Genomic DNA, 20,292 nt, shown 5'->3' on the forward strand with positions numbered 1-20,292 from the left:
AAATTGAGAGCGATAGATTGCGCTTCTACCAGAGTCTAGAGCAGGTGATTGATGGGGGCGGTCAGCCGGATATTTAGAGGGGAAACTGACCAGGCTGTATCAAAGTGCGCCTGGCCGGTGGAGAAATTTATAGGCAATTGGTTGGTTTGGGTAAGCCGGCAATTTTGCTGGCCACTTTTGCCGGGCTTGGGGGGAAAAGCTGCATCAAATAGATACTGCGTCCTTTTTCTGCGCCAAGATGCTGGCCAATATACTTCACCAGGGGACGCATCGCGGGAGATAGTTCAAACTCGCGGTAGAACTCTTGTAACAGTTCGATAATCTGCCAGTGTTCTTCGGTTAACTCGATACCTTCGCCATTAGCTAACTGAATGGCTGTGTCCTTGCTCCAATCACCAAGGTTGCGCAGGTAGCCCTCTTTATCCAAGGGGATTTCCTGTCCATTAACTACCAGGTTGCTCATTTTTTCTTACCGAAACCAGCTGACTATGGGGTGATGCTCGGTACAGAGCTGTACCCAGCGAGCATCATCGATTATTTCTACCTTATCCATGGTTGCCGCAAGTTGTTGCTGGCCTCGTGCAGCGGCATCAGCTTCGAGGCAATAAACTTGGCCATTTGGCACGGTTTCGAGGGCCTCGTGGCGCAGTGCAAGGGTGCCGTCCTCAATTAGAAGCAGGGCGTCATCTTGGGCAAATGCATCCAGGCATTCCCTAAGGGCACTGCTGGTAAAGGGGGATTTGCTGACAATATGCAAAGTCATATCAGAAGCTCAATACGATGGGGTAGGCGGCGATCAGTGAGCCGGTATCATTTACGGTTTTAGTTTCTGCGCCGGCAACCTGAATTTGTTCCAGGTGGATATTGCGTTCGGCGAGGCTTTTTTCACAAACAAAAAACTGTTCAACTCCAAACATAGGCAGAGCCTGCAAATTTCGTCGCAGGCTTTTCTGGCCGATATCCGCAGGTGATTGCTGGTCCAGCAATTGGAATACCCCATCGCCAAGAAATAGCAGGTCCATGTCCTGTTCCATCGCCGCCGCTGCCAGTACGGCTTCGATACCTTCTCGTGCCAGGGCATTGCCGTAGGGGGCGGTGCGGCATAGGGCCAATGATTTAGTGCTCATGCTCAGCCTCCAAAGGTAATCAGGCGATCGGAATTGGCGACAGCGTCGGCGAGTTGGCCGAGGCCAGCCAGCTCAAAACCCTCAGCCAAGTTAGTGGCGGGTCTTTCCAGGCGCTCGGCCTCCCGCTGATTCAGCACACCGCGCCGTTGTGCTGCGGCAATACAAACTACCAAGTCCAATTGGTGCTGGCGGCCCAGTGCCTGCCACTCGGAAGTCAAATCGGTTTCGTCCTGGGGGGGAGCCGTTACGGCATTGCCGTTTTGCACGCCGTCGCAGTAGAAAAACACTCGATAAATTTCGTGGCCTTGCTCTAGGAGGGCTTTGGCAAATCGGAGTGCACTGGATGCAGATTGGCTGCTGTGAGGAGCGGAGTAAACCGTAAGGGAAAACTTCATAGGGGCTCAAATAGTAAAATGCCCCGCAGTGCGGGGCATTGTGACTTGCTCAATAAGGTTGTTGCTTAGTCGTCGGAGGCGAATCCGAAGATGTGCAACAAGCTGGTGAACAGGTTCAGAATGTTCAGGTACAGGGAAACCGTAGCCATCAGGTAGTTGGTTTCGCCACCGTTAACGATGCGGCTGGTGTCATACAGGATAAAGCCGGACATCAGCAGGGCAATAACGCCGCTCAGGGCAACGTTAAACAGTGGCATGTGGATGCCAAACAGGCTTGCAATAACGAGGCCAAGGGCACAAACCACGACCGCGATGATTCCTACAAATAAGAAGCCGCCCATAAAGTTGAAGTCTTTACGGGTGGTCAGTACATAGGCAGACAGGGCAAAGAAGATGACTGCAGTTGTTCCCAGAGCCTGCATAACAATCTGGCCGCCACCGGGGATGCTTAAGTAGTGGCCAAGCATTGGGCCAAGAGAGGCACCCAGCAGGCCGGTAAATGCGAATACAACACCTACACCGGCGGAGGAGTTTGCTGTGCGAGGCAATACGAAAAAGATTAAGGCCAGGGCTGCCAGGGAGCAGATCAGGCTCATGCCACGGCCCATGCCAATAGCCATGGAAATGCCAGCGGTAATGGCGCTGAAGAGAACGGTCATTGCCAGTAAGGCATAGGTATTGCGCAACACCTTCGCCGATTCCGAGCGATCCAGTGCGCGGGTTTGAGTATAAGCTTGCGGTTGCATTTAGCGACTCCTGCTATTAAGTGATAGAAGAATCATATAGCTCGCAGTGGGGACCTTCAAGTCGGGAAAACCCTTTTAGTGTCCGTCTGCCAGTCTCTATGAATTCGAAAAAACCCTATATTTTCAAAGGATTTATTCAAATATTCTCCGCTTATTGTGGGGGCTGTGGGGCATTTTTCAAGTGTTATTGCTTGGGGTGGAAGGTGTTAAGAATGAGGGGCGCGATAAGCCGAGATCGATTACTTTCTCCCCTTGATGGGTAAGTCAATATCCACGATCAATGGCAGGTGATCTGAGGCTTGGCGGGTCAGTGAAGTCTTGGGCACCCGTACCCGTTTCACATTGAGTCCTGCACTGAGGAATATGTGATCAATGCGGACCTTTAGAAAGGTTCCTTTGGGGGTGTGGCGAGGCGCCTGTTCCTGGGCATCCCTGAGATAGCCCCCGAGGCGCTTGCACTCGGCAGAGTTGGGTAGCGCGTTGAAGTCCCCCAGCAGCACTCGCTCTCCGGTGCAGCGGGGATTGCTAAGCCATTCGGGGCCGAGAAGGGCATCTACCTGACGCAGCCGCTCTGCACGGGATAGCCCCAGGTGGGTGTTGATAATCTGGATAGGTTTGCCATTGGCCTCGATTTCCACCCAAACAGCTCCGCGAGGTTCGTCTGCAGCAGGGTTAAAAAGCCCCCCTTTGCCGGAGGGAGGGCCGGGCAAAATCCCTTTCTTGATGAGTCGGGCGGGGAGATGGGTGAGGATCGCATCGCCGTAACGCTCCTCTTTCATATTTATGGTTGGCTGGAAGTGCAGGTCCATTGCCAGTAGACGAGCAAGTCTCTCAGCCTGGTCGAGGCCTCCGGTGCGTTTGCGCATGACATCCAGTTCTTGTAATGCCACCACATCCGGGCGATAGCGGGCAATTACCCGGGCAATTCGCTGTGGGGAGAGCTTGCCATCTAGCCCTCGGCAACTGTGTACGTTGTAGGTCATGATGCGCAAAACAGTTTTTGGCATCCTGTGGTTATCTACCTTCATGGGGCGGGCGCCACGGAGATAGGCGCGGGCTGTGGAGCGCAGATCCTGCGGGCGCCAATAACCCCGGCTGGGGTCAGGGGGCTGGATATCCTCTGGCATCAGGGCGAAGGCATGGGTTTCATTGGGGCCAGAGCCACCATGGCTGCCATTCTCCATGGCGAAAGTCATGGGTTGCTGCATGCCGGCACACCAGCCGTACATCATAAAGTCGCCAGAGTCTGGATGCCGACACAGGCTGGCCATATCCTCAGCGGCTTCAACCGGGTAGGGGTGCTCGTCCCCCATCAGTTTGCGTCCGTCTTCAGGAAGCTTGATGGGGCCATCTTTCCACCATCCACGCACTGGTGAGGAAGCGGGGGAGGATGGGTCTTCCAGGTAGAGCACTAGGGGCACTTTGGCTTGTTCTACCATCCTTTTGGCGGCATCTGCCCGGCTGGTGCCGTTCAGGTCTATGTTGTACAGCATGGCGATTGGGCCCAGGGCCGCTACGGCAGTGGGTGCTCTATCGCCCTCTTGTTTGGACTCCTCCTCGATACTGCTTTTGTCCATCCACTCACTGCCGAACAGGCGGGCCCGCTCGAATCGGACCTTTTTGGGGATGGTGGTAGATTTGATCTGTGGCGCTGAAGGTAAACTGGATAGAGCTTCCGAGAGGGCATCGCCAAGGCTGCGCCCATTGACTTCTTCATAGGCTACGGTTTGTTCCTGACCGTGGTCTGAAAAAATCCACACATCGTAGTGCCGCCGTTCAGAACCGTGAGCAGCCTTCCAGATTTTGGCTATCGCGCTGTCTATCCCTTTTAATACCCAGTGGGCAAAGGCTGACTTTGGCCCGCGCCGGTGGGATTGTTCATCGTAACCAAGTAGGTTGATGTAAATAATCGGTAGGCCACGGGTGATATCGACTTTCACCCCCATGGTACACAGTTCCCTGGTAAGAATGGTGATGGCGACCCTTGTTGGGATAAACATCAATTCCTTTAGCAGGTTTTGGCCGGCAATAATCCCGCGTATGCAATCTACCAGGGATAAAACCAATTCAACCAAAATCAGAGCTGTGGTACGAACCAGGCTCCAAATATTGGTGAGAATCAAGATGGTGATTGCTATAGGGCCGGCCTCGCGTAGAGCCGGACCCCAACCCTGATCTGCAGGACAGAAGTGTGCTTCACCGGTTTTTGTACCGGCCTTGAATAAACTTAGGTAACAACTGCCTCCTCTTAAAAGTGGATCCCGGTGTTGAGCCTTAATTCTCTTTTCTACCAGGGCGGCAACCTCCGGGTCATACATGCGCCCCAGCTTTTGTGTCTCATGGACCAGAAAACCAAAGGCGGGTACGGCTTGGCGCACTCCGTAAAAAAGCTCGGCCTGTACCGCCGGAGTTGTCGAGGGTACTCCTGGGTACATATGCTCCAGGCGATAGTGCTCTTTCCTTATTAACCGTTTGAGGAATGGCATCCGTCCCCGGGCTAGTGCTTTGAGAAGTTCGGGGTAGGCCAGCCCGTCAATTTGAATCAAAATGAGCCCTGGAGCATGAGGGCTGTTTGGGTTAGTGGATAACCCAAGCAGGCGAGTGATCCACTCACTTCGACTTAGTCGGCGGCGCCAGCGTCTGATGGATAGTCCGATACGGCTTAACATGGTTTCTGGACTAACGCTTGGGTGGTTGATTCAGGGCTGCGCCGGCAGCTTCGGTGAAGCCTTCAAAAATTTCCCATTGTATGGTGATTAATTTTCCCGTGCGTACACATCGCGCGTAAATGGAATTATCAAGCGGCCAGTTGTAATGCACTAGTGGTTGATAAAGATCCAGCGCACGTTGCGCACAACTCTTCATGGAGAAATCCTGGGCAGTTAATCTGGCTTCTTTAATTAGTTGCTGACGGCGATCGTGAGGCTGGTTGTGAAACCAGCGTATTGCTGCAACAAAATCATTGAGTGTTTCTTTGGTTACAAGGCAGCCGTTAATGCCTTGTTTCAACATATCTCGTGATCCATTGGCTTCGAGAGCAATCACTGGCACCCCAGATGCCATTGCTTCAGATAAAACTAATCCTTGAGTTTCAGTGGTGGAAGTAAACAGGAAAGTATCCATTGCACTGTAAACATCACGGCGTGCATTGCCGATTACTTTTCCCGGCATATGCACCCGCTGTATTAACTTTTTATCGATAAAAAACTGTTGAAGCTGATCTTCCAGTGGCCCACTTCCAGCGAGCAGGAAATGGGCGGAAGGATATTCTTGTAAAAATTTGGCGACAGCCTGACAAAGGAAAATAAGGTTTTTTTCTTTCCCAAAACGTCCCAAGTGCCCCAGCAGAAATGCCGATGCAGGTATTTTCAACTTTTTCCTTAGTTGATCTCCCTTGCCATGAGCGTACTGTTCCGGATCTACTCCGGTAGGGACTTCGGCAATTGGAGTTTGTACCCCTCGCTCCCGGAGTAGCCTCACAATACTCATGCTTGGGGCCAGGACGAGGTTCGCTTTATTGGCATATCGGGTTGCGACCTCCATAACGAAACGTTTTAGTGCTTGCGAATCTCCCATTAAGTTGTGGGTGTAGTGTTCATACAGCGTGTGATGGGTAAAAACGAGGGGAAGTTCCCGCTCCCGCGAAATTCGTAGCGCACTTAGTCCTAAAAGGAAAGGATGGTGAGCATGAAGGATATCCGGGCGGAATTTATCTAGTGCGTCATTCAAAACGCCTGAAAATGGCAAAGCCATGGAAAAGTCGGTGCCGTTAAAATTCTGGATTGAGTGAATTCTCAGAATATGCTCTTCATCATCGGATTTTTGAGAGAACTCGGGTGCTATTACGAGTACCTTGTGCCCGAGTTTTCGGTACTCCTTGCTAAAGGCTGCGACGGAGTGTGCAACACCGCCTACGTGGGGCAGGTAGGTGTTAGTGAGCATAACGATATTCACTGAGGGCTCAACTCCGCACTCTGGGCATCGTCTGTAATCAGCACAGACCGGAAGCCGATAGCTTTAATGGCGATTGCTGGGGGTTTTCCATGCCAATCGGCAGCCCAAGAAACCTTGGGCGTAGAGCCTGGTTGGATTTCCAGGGTGACTGGTCCAAAGCGGGTGGGTGCGGGCCCAAAGCGGATGGGGTGATCGGAGTCGGTGCCTTGGAGCCATTCCGGGGGTAATCCGGAGATCAGTACCAGGGCATCTTGCTCTTCCCGTACAAAGCAATTGCGCTGCATCGCCACCCACTCAGCTGCCGCCCAGGCATGTTGTCCATCTCCCATACATCCTCCGAGGGAGTGGGGGTGGATAGCCTCTGGCCATTGTCCCGTTGGTGATGCCAGCTCTGCCACACTGCGCATAAGGTCAATACAGCGAGGATCCCCAGCGCGAAGCAATACCTGGGCAATATGGAGGGTGAGGTAAGCGTTAATGCCTGAGTGGATCATGTCCTGGAAAAAGCCGCCACTGACAAAACACTTCTTCATCAGGTATTCCGCCAGGTCTATCAGTCTAGGGTCTTCGGGTGGATAAAGTTGTAGAGGATAACCGGCGGCGATTGACCCGATGGCTCCGGCATCCAGGCGCCGGTTTGGTGAAGCGGGCATAGCGGGGCGTCCCAGGCGGTCTTGAGCGCCTTGAAGGCTGTGGTCAATGGTGCGCTGGAAGTCGCTGGCAGCATTATTAAAGCGATGGGCATTGTCATCCATCCCCTCGCGCGTACAGATGGCCGCTGCACTTTGTAAACCGGCGACGCCCCAGAAATCATCCCAGTAGTAGCAGTCGTTGGGTCCAAGGTGTTCTGCACTGAAACCTGCCGGCAGAAGCCCTCCACAGAGACTGTCATCTTTCGGTAGGCGCTTACCGATAATCCACTTGGCACCTTTTACAACAGGGTCACACCATGCCTGCTTGAGGGGGCTGCCGGTTAATTCACAGTAAAGGTTAAAAATCCACAGGGCTTCGCCATTTGAATCCCACTCCCCGTCCTGAGAGTGAAAAAATCCATCCCGCTTTTGCCGATGGGGAAACTGCTCCAGGGCTCTCTCTGCGCGGTTGATAAAGCCAGCAAAAAGTAGCGACTGGATCATAAACGCGGCATCTCGAAACCAAAACCGCTTGTAGGTGTATGGCCCTGGGTAAACATCTTTGGGTGAGTGGAGGATGAGGGTACGTATTGCCGAGTCGTAGAGAAATTGAAACTTTTCGTCGGGCACGGTCAGGGCGCAGTGACCTTCCAGGACGTGTTCCCAGCAGAGGGGAGAGCGTTGTTTGCTCTCTTCTGTAACCAAGGGGATGGCAACTTCAATCTTACGGGATTTTCGGTCTTCAATACGAAACATGGCAGCTGCGGAGGCCATGCCAATATCGCAAAGCCCTTCGCGGCTACTCTCCTTATCTCTGAGATGTAGATAGATATCACCGCGCTTGTAGTTAGATGCCAAATGTTTGTCTACCTGCTGACTGAACTCGACTGCAGCCTTATCTTCAATAAGCCAACTGCGCCCACTGTCGCTCAGGCGAACCTTATGTACAAAGCTGACCCCTTCGGGGTTGCAGGGGCGTAGAACGACCATGAGCCAGCCTCCTCCTGGGCACTGCGCGTTGAGTTCTAGCACGCAGCGGGGGTGGCCCTGGAGTAGGCTCGCTGAAGCTCTGTTGTGTAACTTAAGACCGCGACGGTGGGATTCTGTGACTATTGCAATATCATCTCCCAGTTCCTGGTGCTGGTTGCAGAATCCGAGGGTAGAGGGCATCAACTCTTCACCGCTGTCACTGATAATCCAGGCATCGATAGACCAGCCATCGTAGTGGGGTGTTAGCAGGCCTCGCGGATCTATAATCGGTAACTCTTCGCAGTCCGGTATGCCAACTGCAGTCCAGTTTCGGTGGCTTAGGTTGCAGTGACTAATGGAAAAGGCGCGTGGAATAAACGACTTGTCATGGGGGTCGAATTGGCGCTGGATCCAGTAGGGCCAAACCCAGTCCAGGTTGTGTTGTATCACCTTGCTGTTAATTAACGCACGAGCGTGAAATACCGCTCCTGCTCGCAGCAGCTCGATGGGTTCACTCACCTCCGAGGGTTCAGCAAAGCGCTGTAAATGCGCCATTAACGTGAGTGGGTCAAGGAAACCGTGAGCGGTGGCAAAGCGGCGTACGAAGAAGCGCCAAGGGAGCCATTTCATCCAAGGCATCAGAGGTCCTCTTCTTTAATAATTCTTTTCAATGCACGGCGAGCCATGCGGGTGAGCCCGATTAGTGCGATGACGGCGAGGGCAAAACCGGCAATGTAAAACCCCCACTGGACGGGCGTGCGTTCCTCAACCTTACCCAGGGAGGTAAGGTCTGCGGCAATAGAGCCGATGTAAACGTTGTGTAATGTGAGTGGGATAACTCCAAGCGCATTGCCGATCACAAAGTCACGCAGTCGAACCGGAGTTAGTCCAAAGAAGTAGTTCGACAACTTAAAAGGGAATAGGGGGACCAGTCGGGTCAGCATAATCATTTGCCAACCCTCGCGACGAATCACCTCGCCGACCGTTGCGGGTTTGATATGGGACATAATCCACCGGGAGGCTCTTTCGCCGAGGAGATAGCGGGCGATTAGAAATGCCAGGGTTGCCCCGAGTACGGTGCCGGCGATGACCAGTAGGGTTCCTTTTATAACGCCAAATACAAACCCCGCTCCCATCGTAAAAATGACGCCAGGTAATAAAAAGACGATTGCTGCGGCCACAATTAAGATAAATAGCAAGCTTGTCTGCCAGCCCTGCTCGTTGAGCCATTGCATTAGCTCAATAATTTGGTCATCAAGGTCAAAATAAACCAATAAACTCAATACCCCGGCTACGGCGATAGTGCAAACCGCGAGAATCAATAAAGGAAGAAGCTTCGCCACCATAGGGTTATCCACGGAACCAAAGAAACACGGTTTTGATTGCCGCCATTAATTAGCCTAGCTAAAGGATGGCGACAGGCGATACTTCTTTATGGCGTCCTGACAGTTTTTATTGGGCAAATTGATGGGTGAGACGAAATACCCCGAAGGGCATTGGTGGTTTCGATAATGACTCTTTAGTTTTGAGTGGATGGAATATTAATTTGTTGATTTATTAAAAATTTAAATATCAATTAAGAGGATAAGCAGGAATCCGCCAGTCTGGGTTCAGTGGCCAGGACAGTGGCTGTCAACAGATATACTTACTCGATCCTAAATTTATTTGCGCAGTGAGCAGATCAAAATTGTTGCTGGAAATAGAGGTGACCGTTGTTCGAGTGCGCGCTCGCAATATTGCTAACTGGCGGTGGAGCCTGGAGCTATGCCAGCGAACCGGTTTTGACTCTGGAGGATGCTGTTGATTTGGCGGTGACTGCCAATTTACGGGTTCAAGCGGCTGCACTTGAAGTCAATGAGGTTTGGGATGACGTTGAGGCATTAAAAACAAGGCGCTATCCCCGGTTGGAAATGAAAGCGGGCATCATTGATAACCTTACACGCCAGAGGTATACCTTTGATCGTGGCGTCTGGGTGCAAAACTCCCCAATTGGGCCTATTCCTCCAGAAGATATCGAGATCACATCAGAGGAAGGTGTGACCAAGTCCTTTTCCGTCAGCGCGACCCAACCTATCACACAGTTGTATACCATAGAGCTCGAGATTTGTGAGGGGTATGTTGTGACCGAAATGGCGGAGGAGAAAGTTCGCCTGGTGCAACAGGATGTGGGCTACCTAACCAAGATCCAGTACTTTGAAATTGGCAGAATACTTGGGGATCTACAGGCTGTAGATGAAGCCATTATCTTCCTTACTTCCCTGAGTGAGCTTGTAGGGAATTATGTCGCGCAACAAGTTGCCCTTGAATATGAACTCTTGGATGTACGTGCACGCCTTGCGCAGCGCAAATTGGAGCGCCAGCGTCTTACCGATGAAATGGCTACAGCGAAAGAGCGTCTCAATGCATTGATGGATCGGGATGTTGAAACTCCTTTCAATATTCAGAGTCTTCCAAACCCACATCATTTAGTCTTCGATATAGAAACTTCTTTGGGGCTAGCCTTTGAGCAGCGTCCAGATCTCGCTGAGTCAGAGCTGTCAATTGAGCGCGCTGAATATAGCTACGATGTTAAAAAGTCTGAATATATCCCCGATGTAGATTTGACTGTTGAATACCTAAAACTCTATGACGTTAGGTTGATACCTGATGCCGAAGCATTTGTTGCTCTGGAAATGCGCTGGGAGTTTTTTGATTGGGGGCGAAAACGAGATGAGCTATCCAGTCGTGCCAGTAAAATCATTGAAGCTGAAAAAAAGTCGGAAGAGGTTCGCAATCGAATAGAAATAGAAGTGCGTGAGAGCCTGCGACGATTACGTACCTCCCAAGAATCTGTGGGAGTTGCAAGGGAATTACAGGCAGCTTACCAAGAGAAAGTGCGTGTAATGACAAATCGTTACCGCGAACAAGCCGCAGTTCTAAGTGATGTACTGGAGGCGGAAAAACAGCTTTTTCGCGCGAATAGTGATTACAACCGCGCTGTACTTTCTGTGTGGGGATCTTTGGCTGAATATGAAAGGTCCGTGGGGGAGGTGTGATAAATGCGCTTTATCAGCCTTTGCCTTTTTACAATGCTAGTGGTTGTTACAGGCTGTCACCGCCATCCACCAGAGAAAAAGCCCACACCAGTAGAAGTTTTTGTTGCCCGCACGCAAGACGCTGCAGCGGGTTATCCCTATTCTGCAGTTGTCAATCCTTATACACAAGTTGATGTGGCGTTTCGAACTGAAGGCTATGTACGTGTGATTCCATCCCGAAAGGCGCTCGGACAGACTCGTTTGCTGCAGGGAGGAGATTATGTAAAACGTCACGAGGTACTGGCTAAGATTGATGACGAGCAATATCGGGATCGCGTGGTGGAAGCAGCTGCAAACGTGAGTAAAGCTGAAGCGGAACGGCGTAAAGCTGATCTTAACTACAAAAGGGCAACTGCACTTTTTGCCACGGCTAGTATCACCGCTCCTGATTATGATACAGCCAGGGAAGAGTATGAAATTGCACAGGCTACAGTCGTTGGCAGTAAGGCTCATTTAGACCGGGCAGAGGAAGAGTTGCGGGATACAGTGCTGCGATCCCCACTTACCGGAATTATCCTGCAGCGGAACATTGAAGTGGGCACATTAGTTCACACACAGTCGGTTGGTTACATTGTGGCTGATATCACTCGAGTGAAGGTTGTATTTTCTGTACCGGACTTGGTGTTGAGTTATGCCCCTCTAGGTAGTGTGGTGTCACTGCGTACGGAGTCATTACCAGATCTTACTTTCAAAGGGATGATCACTGAAGTTTCCCCTATGGCTGACCCTCGAACTCGGGTATTTGCAATTACGGTCACTGTTGATAATCCCAAGGCTCAGTTACGGGTAGGTATGATTATGTCTCTGGCATTGGACAAAATACCGATACCTCAAGATAGGGTCGTTATACCGCTTTCTTGTTTAGTTGCTCATCCGGGAAAAGCAAAAGGGTTTGCTGTATTTGTATTGGAGAGAGATGGAGAAGTTTTGCGAGCAAAGCTAAGAAAGGTACTCCCGGGACAGGTAACAGGCAACGATATTGTCATTATCCAGGGGGTTACGGTGGGCGAGGAAGTGGTTTCTACTGGTGCTGCTCAGCTCAGCAATGGGGAAGCCATAATAGTCGTGCCTTGAGGACTAGGGGATGGCAGATCAGAAAGAAAAAAGACATGCAGAAATTGTTGAGGCGGAAAGTCACCACCGTTTCAATACTGCCCGTTTTTTTGTAGATAATCCGAGTATTTCGGCAGCATTGCTGGTGACTTTCCTGATATGGGGGGTGGTTGCCTATCTATTCATGCCAAAAAGTAAAGATCCAGACATTCCTGTGCGTATTGCAATAGCGACGACTCATTGGCCAGGACAATCAGCTGTTAGGGTTGAGGAGTTAGTAACCCGGAAGGTGGAAGAAGCGATAGCGCAAAGTGAATATCTCCATGAGCCAGATTCGAGAACTTTTGGGATTAAATCCCTGACATTAAATGGCGTTTCTATGGTGCAAGCACAGTTGGCACCGAAAACTGATGCTACTAAAGCTTTTAATGACCTTAACCTGAAGTTGATTGATGCCCAGCAGCAACTACCTTCTGGAGCCAGTAAAATTTCTCTGAATTCTGAGTTTGGTGATACAGCTGCAGTATTGCTTAGTGTGGCCAGTCCTCGAGCTGGACCAACTGAGATTACCTTGCGTGCGGAAGATATTAGGGAGGGAATATCTGAGATTCGCGGACAGGAATCAAATAGCGACAAGCGCGTAAGTATTGTTGTCGCCCTCCCTTTGTCCTTGGCTAATACATACTCTGCCACAGGATTATGGATATTTGCGAGTTGGCTTGAAGCGCAAGGTTATGGAACAGATTTTGAAGTTTTAAACGGGGCCGGCTATTTAGGGGTAGATTTCCTATCAGATAAAAGTAACGGCGAGTTGCTGGCGGCAACAAAACGCTATTTGTCTGATAAATTAAGTGCCCAGCGTTTTTTTCCGGATGCATGGGACCCTTTCGTAGTTCGCAATCTCGTCAATACCCGTGACCATTTAATGAAGGTTGCGGGAGCTAAATATAGTTATCGTCAGCTCGATGATTTTTCAGACCTTATCGCATCTAATATCAGAGCTATTCCAGAAGTAAAAAGGGTGGTAAGAACAGGTGTACTCACTCAAGAAGTGAAACTGTTTTATTCCCAAGAGAGGTTGGCTTCCTATGGCCTGCGGCCTGATATGATCGCTCCGGTTCTAAATGCTCGTAATACAACTATCCCCGGAGGTTCGATTATTGCGGATGACCTGGGTATAGCCATTATGCCCAGTGGTGAATTCACCAATCATGAGGAAATAGCTGACGTTCCTGTGACACTGAGCGATACGGGGACGCCAGTGTACTTGCGGGGGATAGTTGATGTAATTATGGGGTACCAAAGTCCCCCCCCACTTTTAAATTACTATGTAAATAGGGATGAGAATAGTGAGTGGCAGCGTAGCCGCAGCATTAACCTCTCAGTGCAGATGCTGGATGGTAGACAAATCGGAGAGCTCGGACGCAATGTCAGTGAAGTCCTAGAAAAAGTCAAAGTGGACCTGCCAAAAGACCTGATTATAGATCGAGTTTCTGATCAGCCACGGCAGGTACGAGAGAGTGTAAGTCTCTTTCTGGAAGCTTTGATTGAAGCAATTATTTTGGTCGTAATAATTGCATTTATCGGATTTTCCGATTGGCGATCTGCTGTGCTTTTAATGATATCCATACCCGTAACATTGACAATGACCTTCGGGTTTATGCAGTTGTTGGGAATCGATATCCAGCAAGTGTCTATTGCGGCGCTGATTATCGCACTGGGGCTGTTGGTAGACGATCCTGTTGTAGCAAGCGATGCGATCAAACGGCAAATGGCATCTGGAAAACCCTCTATTATTGCAGCTTGGTTGGGGCCAACTTTGCTAGCCAAGGCCATTTTTTTTGCAACTCTAACCAATATTGTTGCATATCTTCCATTCCTATTGCTGACGGGTAATCAGGGTGATTTTCTGCATAGCCTTCCTATTGTTATGGTATGCGCTTTGGTTGCATCCCGCATAGTATCTATGACATTTATTCCTTTTCTAGGTAACACGTTGTTACGCCCTCCTCAACAAGTGGAGCAAAGTTTGGAAGTTAGGCGAAAAGAGGGGCTTACAGGGCGTTATTATCGCGCGGCAGATTGGGCGATCAGTAATAGAAAGATTGTACTGTTTATTGCCCTGGGATTGCTTGTGCTAGGTGTTGTTATAAAAAGCCAGTTGAGGAATGCATTTTTTCCTGCAGATGTTCAGTATCTCTTTTATGTTGATGTTTGGTTGCAAAATGATGCGAGTATTGATGCAACAGACAATGTTGCAAAAGTAGCGGAAGAGATAATTAGGGAGACTATTGAGGAGTATGAAAAGAAACATATAAAAGATAGTGATAAACCCATTTTGGAGGGAATTAGTAGTACTTTGGGTGGTGGAGCACCGCGTTTTTGGTACACCGCCAACCCTCAGCAAAAGCAGCCGAATTATGGGCAGATAATAGTTCGATTAAGCAATAAATATTTGACTCCTATTTTGATTCCACTCATTCAAAGCGCCCTTTCTGAACGTATTCCAGGGGCGGGGTTGGACGTTCGGCAGCTGCAGACAAGCACAGTTGAGCACCCTGTTGAGATAAGGGTTTCGGGACGCGTAGCCGTTGGGTCTCTTGAGGAAGAGAAGGATATTTCACTCCTGAGAGAATACGCTGCAAAAGTTAAAGAAATTGTTGAAAAGTCTCCCTACGCTCGTGTAGTTCGTGCAGATTGGGCAGGAAAAAGCTTAGTGCTAAATATGAATGTGTTGGAAGACAGGGCTGAGATGTCAGGAGTAACCAATGCTGATATCGCGATAGCATCATCTTCCGGCTTTAATGGTTCTACTGTGGATACTTTACGGCAGGGAGATAAAGAAATTCCCATCGTAGCGCAACTGCGCCTGGCGGAGCGCGGACAATTGGAAGATGTCAATAATTTGTATGTATTTGCATCTGATAGCGATATTCATATTCCCTTGCGACAAGTGGCAACTACTTCAATTTTGTTCTCGACAGAACGAATCTATCGGTTGGAGAAATTTCGTACGATTACTGTCTATGCATTTCCATACGCAGGATTTATTTCATCAGATATAGTGGCGGGTATTCAGGAAGAGTTGGATGAATTCTCTGAATCCCTGCCTGCCGGATATCAACTGCAAATATCTGGAGATGCAGCCAGTACTCGACATGGGTTCTTACAGTTGCTGATGATTATGGCTGTCTCCTCTAGTGCAATATTTCTCGCTCTGGTATTCCAGTTCAGCAGTCTGATAAAACCGCTAGTAGTATTTGCTACTGTCCCTTTGGGTATGGTAGGAGCACTTGCTGCATTATTTATTTCCGGGCAACCATTTGGCTTCATGGCATTTCTGGGGATCGTGAGCCTTATTGGGGTTATTGTAAGTCACATTATCGTGTTGTTTGACTTTATAGAAGTGCGCCATGCCGCTGGAGATTCATTTCGTCAGGCTCTACTGGACGCGGGAATCCTGAGGTTGCGCCCCATCCTTATCACTATTGCTGCGACAACTTTTGCTTTAATTCCCTTAGCTATTCATGGTGGCCCTCTATGGCGGCCATTATGTTTTGCGCAAATTGGAGGACTTATCCTGGCTACTTTTGGGACCTTATTTTTGGTGCCGGTTATATATACAACTATGGTAGAGGATTTAAAGTGGATAAAGTGGGTTGAACAAGCGCCAAAAAAAGGCAGTGATCCCAGTGATTTGGTAACTACCTGAGGCGAGTTAACTACCCTGGTCTTGTTCTACTGACGGGGTATTTTCTCTGAGGATGGGTAGGGCTTCGTAACTTGGTGGCTCTTGTAGGCGAAAATATTACAGGTAAGAAAGTTACATTTCTAGCGAATTGACTTTTATTAATTATCAAGACTTCGTTTTGAGAATTGTCACTTAATACAGCGCAGTGGGATAGCTAAAAGGCTATGTTTTGATCCCGTAATCGCGAAAAATAGCAGGGATCTAAATGCGTCTACTAATGAAAGTCTTGATACCGGTTAAGGCCGGCAATAAGTCTATTACTGACAATAGCATGTCTGTCGCCATGAACGACTTTATTGCCACAGCAAATCCAGAAGCCTCTTACTTCTTCCTGGAGCATGGTAAGCGCGCAGCGCTTTTTATCTTTGAGGAAAATTGCCAAGATCAGTTAATGACCTACAATGAAAAATTTTTTGCAGCCTTTGATGCTGAAATTTGGATAACCCCAACCTTAAATCTTAAAGAGTTACAGCTGAACTTATAGGCAGATATTCATGTTCTATTTCTTTCAGTTTGATAGCGGCTTGTTATATTAATGAGGTTTCTTCTATGTAGCTCTACGATAGAATTAATTGATGATTTTACCTGAGGATAGTTAAAAACCTATGTTCTGGGTGTGCCCAAGTGGGTAAGTGATACCAGTCCCCAAAATGAAAAATTATTTTGCTATGCCAAGACGTGGGATGATGAGAGTTTAACGTTCGATGAGAACCTTGTTTGAGAACGTATTTGAGGTTGTTGCTCCCGTATTTATCTGTGTTCTTATTGGGTACCTGTTCGCAGCGAGTAAGCAAGAGCTAAACTCTAGAATGGTATCTAAATTAATGGCCCATATTGGTTATCCTGCGTTGATATTGGATCATATGTTGGGGCAGACGATAGTTCTGGATAAATTTCTGTGGGTGTTGCTGGCGGCCTTTCTAATGTATTCTCTTATGTCGGTGCTAGCCCTCCTGTTTTTATCATTGTTTCGGCAGAATATACGTACTTACTTTTCTTGTTTAAGTATGAATAATGTGGGCAATATTGGCCTGGCAGTATGTGCACTGGCATTCGGGCACTCGGGAGTTCTTTACGGGATTGCATTTGTTGTAGTGGGAATGATCTTCTTTTTTGTTGTTGCTCCTGGAGTAACCTCTGGTAGCTGGTCTGTTAAGGAAATTGTACTTAGTCCGGCAATTTATAGTGTGGTTTTTTCTATAGTTGCACTGATTTTTAATATAAGCTTGCCACAGGCCGTTATGTCCTCCCTTAATATACTGGGGGGTATGGCGATCCCACTAATGTTGGTGACACTAGGGCATAGCTTAGCCCAGATTAAACTGAGCGACACTAGGGTTGGAATTATCTTTGCTATTGGCCATGTGATTCTCGGGGGAACTACTGCGCTTGTTTTGACAAACATTTTTAATTTTGTCGGTGCTATGCGAGGAGTGCTTATTTTGCAATGCCTGATGCCCTGCGCGGTTAGTACTTACCTTTGGATATCCATTTATCGCCCCCAGGATTCGGCCAAGATATCCGGTATTATCTTCCTCTCAACTCTTATGAGTATTTTCATTCTGCCTATTGTGCTAACTTATTGGGTGCAATAAGTGTATTCAGATTTGGGATTTGTAGTCTAATTCACTAGACTTCGTAAGCTCTTTTATTTGGTTGTATGATATGGAATCAGCCGTCATAAATAGATGGTTTAGGGAGGTTTCATCACTCAATGCCAAAGCAATTCTCGGTCAACCTCCCGTTTTGGGTGTTGTTAATTATAGTATTTTTCCTGCCGGTGATTCCGTCTTTTGTTTTTGCAAATTACCCTTCCGACATTTTTTCCATTAGCACGGGTGACCGTCAGTATACAGATGGTGAACTTTTGGATGCTGTATTTTTTCCAGTAACCTATTTGGATAGCGCTGGAGACAAGCAGGGGCGTACTGATAGGAAAGTCCAGACTCCACCAATTCGCCACTTTGAAGGGGCTACCGCTAAGAACTTCAAAGAGAAGATGGCGCATAAAAAATATCACCAGATTTGTGACCGCAAGTCACCTCAGGGATTGCAGCCTTGTGAGGAAGCGAATTGGAAGTTCAAGCAAGCGAAAGCCTGCCTGCAGGCCAGGGAGGCCTGGGAGGCTCAATGGGGCAGGCCTGATACTTATGCCCCTCATGAGAGGGCCTTGAATAATGTCAGGGCCAGGCTTAGGAATGCTAGCGCTGACAGAGAGCGATTTTGTGGTATGGATCAAAGGCAGGATAATTAATACCAGCGTTATTCTGGTGACTGTTCAGTTTTGCATTTTGGTTGATAAGATCCTTATGACTAGAAAGGTGTGTCGAAATGGCAGTCGGTGTAAACTAACGTGAATTCTTCAGCAAAAAATAGGCTTTCTTTGAAAGGACGTATATTGCTAACCGGTGCCAGCGGTTTTGTTGGGGCTGCTCTCTTGTCACAGCTTCGTAAAGAAGACTATACGGTCCTGCCAGTGTATCGCCGCAAGGTTGAGGGTGGTTTTGAGATCGGTGATCTGTCAAGCAATACAGATTGGGGTGATGCGCTGGTTGATATAGATACGGTCATTCACACTGCTGCGCGTGTCCATGTGATGGAAGAGACTTCGGCTGATCCCTTAGCCGAATTTCGGCGAGTGAATGTTGAGGGCACTATCAAGTTGGCACAGCAGGCGGCTTCAGCTGGTGTCAGACGCTTTATTTACCTTAGCTCCATTAAAGTTAATGGCGAGTCCACCGACAATCGTGCCCCATTTAGTGCGGATGAGCAGTGCGATCCCACCGACCCCTATGGGCTTTCAAAGAAGGAAGCTGAAGATGGGCTGCTCGAGTTGGCTGGCACTACTGGAATGGAAGTAGTTGTTATTCGCCCTCCTTTAGTCTACGGCCCCGGTGTAAAGGCGAATTTCCAATCGATGATGAGTTGGCTCATAAAGGGCGTTCCTTTGCCGTTGGGTGCAATCAACAATCGCCGTAGTTTAGTGTCTATCGGTAATCTAATAGACTTGATATGTGTATGTATTTGCCACCCAAATGCGGCAAATCAGGTGTTTCTTGTATCTGATGATATGGATATATCTGTCACAGATTTGTTGCGTGGCTTATCTCATGCTCTGGGGTGTAATACCCCGCTAATACCAGTTCCCCAGCTCGCGCTTACCAGTGCGCTAAAGCTGATAGGAAAGGGGGCTGTCGCTGAGCGTCTGTGCGGCTCCCTGCAGTTAGATATTGCTAAAACCAAAGAGCAGCTGGACTGGACTCCCCCAGTGGCCCTGGGGGAAGGGTTGGCCAACACGGCTCAGGCATATTGCCAGGCTAGGGCTCCAGAACCTGCTCAGAAGAGCACTTAGTTAGTAGTTTATCCCTACAGAGAGGGGGCTCTACCCCTCATAGTTTACAACCGCTGCGTAAAATCCAAGTAGATAGTTGGCTGGAACCTCAATAGTAGAGCTGTGTCCAGACTTTGCTCTCAATTTGAGTTTGAGCTTGTCCCGATTGCGCACTGAAGCCAGTATTTGCTCTTCGGTGAGTGCGATATCCAGAGCTTCTTCGAGCATACACTCATTGCCGCTGACACACTGAAGGACACTCTTGTTAATAGGAGCGGTTTCTACTGGCTGTCCACCACTTAATTCTGCAGATTCATAGTGACGCCACGCTCTGCGGTAAGTGATAAAGACCTGAAGGTGGTACTTGGTTGGCTCGTTGTCGGTAGGATCGAAGGCACGGAGATTATAATAGTAGAGGTTTAAGTCGGAGCCATCAGTAGTTGCTTGCAATTTTGGCCCCGAAAATTGGGTGCCGGAATTTTCTTTATCCGCTTGGATAGAGACTGCCTCCCGGACTTCCCCTGCTGTTCTTTGTGAAAGGTGAGTGACGGAGCTGCAGCCAGCTAACAAAATTACTGCCAGAGTAAGTGTGATTTTGGTCATGGGCCTTCCCTGTTTTCTTTACACTTCTTTTAGAGGGGGAGTATCGCATAGTTGGGGGGTGGCTGGAACTTTACCTCCATGCCGGCAATGAGCGTGGGGCCTTTGGTTTTCCTCAACCGGGCACAGTGGTTGAAATAGATTTCGCCTATGGCCGGGCGGATAAACCATTTATTCGCACGGTGTTATCGCATGGGGTAGGGCTCCCAGCGCTCGACCGTGAAGATTTAATTTGGCAGCAATGCGACTCTGTGCTGCAAAAGGTTGACGCCAGCGCAGAATGGAGTCGGGAAACGTACGGTGATATATGCGAGAAATCACTACGCAGAATTACAGAGGCTGCTGAAGTTAAAGCGAGCTGCGATAGCGAACACCGACAAGTGCGGGAACATTCCGTAGAATAGGTGGTGAACAAAATTATCGGCGGTACCGGCAAGAAGCAGGGAGCCGCTATCGTTAAGGGCTTTAAGCGGCTATTCGGTGAGGACTCACCGGAATTTGGAGCCCTGCGGCAGTCTGCCTTTATGAATATTTTCGGTCCAGCCTTTAAGGTGGCAGAAGATGGCAGTTTGCAATTATCCAAGGGTAATTATATTAACCGGCTATCCGACCAGCTAAAGAATAATGAGAGTAATCTGCGGGCATAGTTCAATGAGTCTG

Annotated in this window: 19 protein-coding genes; 9 read left to right on the forward strand and 10 right to left on the reverse strand. The window is 48.9% G+C overall.

All coding sequences use genetic code 11. From position 1 onward, the window contains the following. Window positions 1-127 precede the first annotated feature (127 nt). The 9 genes from ACJJIE_RS03530 to ACJJIE_RS03570 all read right to left on the reverse strand — a co-directional run bounded on the left by ACJJIE_RS03530 (window position 128) and on the right by ACJJIE_RS03570 (window position 9,169). Window positions 128-463: a TusE/DsrC/DsvC family sulfur relay protein gene (locus ACJJIE_RS03530; protein ID WP_444893579.1), complete on the reverse strand. Its 336-nt coding sequence runs from the start codon at window positions 461-463 to the stop codon at window positions 128-130. 6 nt (window positions 464-469) lie between these two features. After that, window positions 470-763 carry a sulfurtransferase complex subunit TusB gene (gene tusB, locus ACJJIE_RS03535; RefSeq protein WP_282932401.1) on the reverse strand — a complete coding sequence of 98 codons (294 nt, stop codon included), beginning with the start codon at window positions 761-763 and terminating at the stop codon, window positions 470-472. A 1-nt stretch (window position 764) separates the two neighbouring features. Beyond that, window positions 765-1,127 (reverse strand): sulfurtransferase complex subunit TusC, encoded by a 363-nt coding sequence (tusC, locus tag ACJJIE_RS03540; protein WP_444893580.1) that lies wholly within the window; start codon window positions 1,125-1,127, stop codon window positions 765-767. Window positions 1,128-1,129: 2 nt separating this feature from the next. Beyond that, the gene (gene tusD / locus ACJJIE_RS03545; protein ID WP_444893581.1) at window positions 1,130-1,522 is read right to left on the reverse strand and encodes a sulfurtransferase complex subunit TusD; all 393 of its coding nucleotides are present in this window, start codon (window positions 1,520-1,522) and stop codon (window positions 1,130-1,132) included. Between the two features lie 65 nt (window positions 1,523-1,587). After that, window positions 1,588-2,268: a Bax inhibitor-1/YccA family protein gene (locus ACJJIE_RS03550; RefSeq protein WP_444893582.1), complete on the reverse strand. Its 681-nt coding sequence runs from the start codon at window positions 2,266-2,268 to the stop codon at window positions 1,588-1,590. Between the two features lie 239 nt (window positions 2,269-2,507). Then, window positions 2,508-4,814 carry an endonuclease/exonuclease/phosphatase family protein gene (locus ACJJIE_RS03555; protein ID WP_282932404.1) on the reverse strand — a complete coding sequence of 769 codons (2,307 nt, stop codon included), beginning with the start codon at window positions 4,812-4,814 and terminating at the stop codon, window positions 2,508-2,510. A 133-nt stretch (window positions 4,815-4,947) separates the two neighbouring features. Further along, window positions 4,948-6,210, reverse strand: coding sequence for a glycosyltransferase (locus ACJJIE_RS03560; RefSeq protein WP_444894743.1), 1,263 nt, complete (start codon window positions 6,208-6,210; stop codon window positions 4,948-4,950). Between the two features lie 8 nt (window positions 6,211-6,218). Then, window positions 6,219-8,462: a hypothetical protein gene (locus ACJJIE_RS03565; RefSeq protein ID WP_444893583.1), complete on the reverse strand. Its 2,244-nt coding sequence runs from the start codon at window positions 8,460-8,462 to the stop codon at window positions 6,219-6,221. After that, the gene (locus ACJJIE_RS03570) at window positions 8,462-9,169 is read right to left on the reverse strand and encodes a TVP38/TMEM64 family protein (protein ID WP_282932406.1); all 708 of its coding nucleotides are present in this window, start codon (window positions 9,167-9,169) and stop codon (window positions 8,462-8,464) included. Before ACJJIE_RS03570 ends, ACJJIE_RS03565 begins: the two co-directional genes overlap by 1 nt. A gap of 366 nt (window positions 9,170-9,535) precedes the next feature. Between ACJJIE_RS03570 and ACJJIE_RS03575 the strand changes: the two genes are divergently transcribed. The 7 genes from ACJJIE_RS03575 to ACJJIE_RS03605 all read left to right on the forward strand — a co-directional run bounded on the left by ACJJIE_RS03575 (window position 9,536) and on the right by ACJJIE_RS03605 (window position 19,053). Continuing rightward, window positions 9,536-10,858, forward strand: coding sequence for a TolC family protein (locus ACJJIE_RS03575; RefSeq protein WP_282932407.1), 1,323 nt, complete (start codon window positions 9,536-9,538; stop codon window positions 10,856-10,858). Between the two features lie 3 nt (window positions 10,859-10,861). Next, window positions 10,862-11,971 carry an efflux RND transporter periplasmic adaptor subunit gene (locus tag ACJJIE_RS03580; RefSeq protein ID WP_444893584.1) on the forward strand — a complete coding sequence of 370 codons (1,110 nt, stop codon included), beginning with the start codon at window positions 10,862-10,864 and terminating at the stop codon, window positions 11,969-11,971. A 10-nt stretch (window positions 11,972-11,981) separates the two neighbouring features. After that, complete coding sequence (locus ACJJIE_RS03585; protein ID WP_444893585.1) at window positions 11,982-15,662, forward strand: efflux RND transporter permease subunit; 3,681 nt, start codon at window positions 11,982-11,984, stop codon at window positions 15,660-15,662. A gap of 244 nt (window positions 15,663-15,906) precedes the next feature. Further along, window positions 15,907-16,185: a hypothetical protein gene (locus ACJJIE_RS03590; protein ID WP_282932410.1), complete on the forward strand. Its 279-nt coding sequence runs from the start codon at window positions 15,907-15,909 to the stop codon at window positions 16,183-16,185. Window positions 16,186-16,405: 220 nt separating this feature from the next. Further along, entirely contained in the window at window positions 16,406-17,296 is an 891-nt protein-coding gene (locus ACJJIE_RS03595; RefSeq protein ID WP_444893586.1) for an AEC family transporter, read from the forward strand. Between the two features lie 119 nt (window positions 17,297-17,415). Continuing rightward, window positions 17,416-17,955: a hypothetical protein gene (locus tag ACJJIE_RS03600; protein WP_444893587.1), complete on the forward strand. Its 540-nt coding sequence runs from the start codon at window positions 17,416-17,418 to the stop codon at window positions 17,953-17,955. Between the two features lie 129 nt (window positions 17,956-18,084). Beyond that, window positions 18,085-19,053 (forward strand): UDP-glucose 4-epimerase family protein, encoded by a 969-nt coding sequence (locus ACJJIE_RS03605; RefSeq protein WP_282932413.1) that lies wholly within the window; start codon window positions 18,085-18,087, stop codon window positions 19,051-19,053. A 30-nt stretch (window positions 19,054-19,083) separates the two neighbouring features. On the opposite strand, the gene ACJJIE_RS03610 is transcribed toward ACJJIE_RS03605, so the two are convergent. Beyond that, window positions 19,084-19,635, reverse strand: coding sequence for a hypothetical protein (locus tag ACJJIE_RS03610; RefSeq protein ID WP_282932414.1), 552 nt, complete (start codon window positions 19,633-19,635; stop codon window positions 19,084-19,086). Between the two features lie 125 nt (window positions 19,636-19,760). Here ACJJIE_RS03610 and ACJJIE_RS03615 point away from each other — a divergent pair, with 125 nt between their 5' ends. Both ACJJIE_RS03615 and ACJJIE_RS03620 read left to right on the forward strand, forming a co-directional pair. Further along, a complete protein-coding gene (locus ACJJIE_RS03615; RefSeq protein WP_282932415.1) occupies window positions 19,761-20,036 on the forward strand; it encodes a hypothetical protein in 276 nt (91 codons plus the stop codon). A gap of 3 nt (window positions 20,037-20,039) precedes the next feature. Then, on the forward strand, window positions 20,040-20,279 hold the full coding sequence (locus tag ACJJIE_RS03620) for a hypothetical protein (RefSeq protein WP_282932416.1): 240 nt from the start codon (window positions 20,040-20,042) through the stop codon (window positions 20,277-20,279). The last annotated feature ends 13 nt before the right edge of the window (window positions 20,280-20,292 follow it).

This window comes from Microbulbifer maximicatervae (SeqCode) (genome assembly GCF_052467325.1).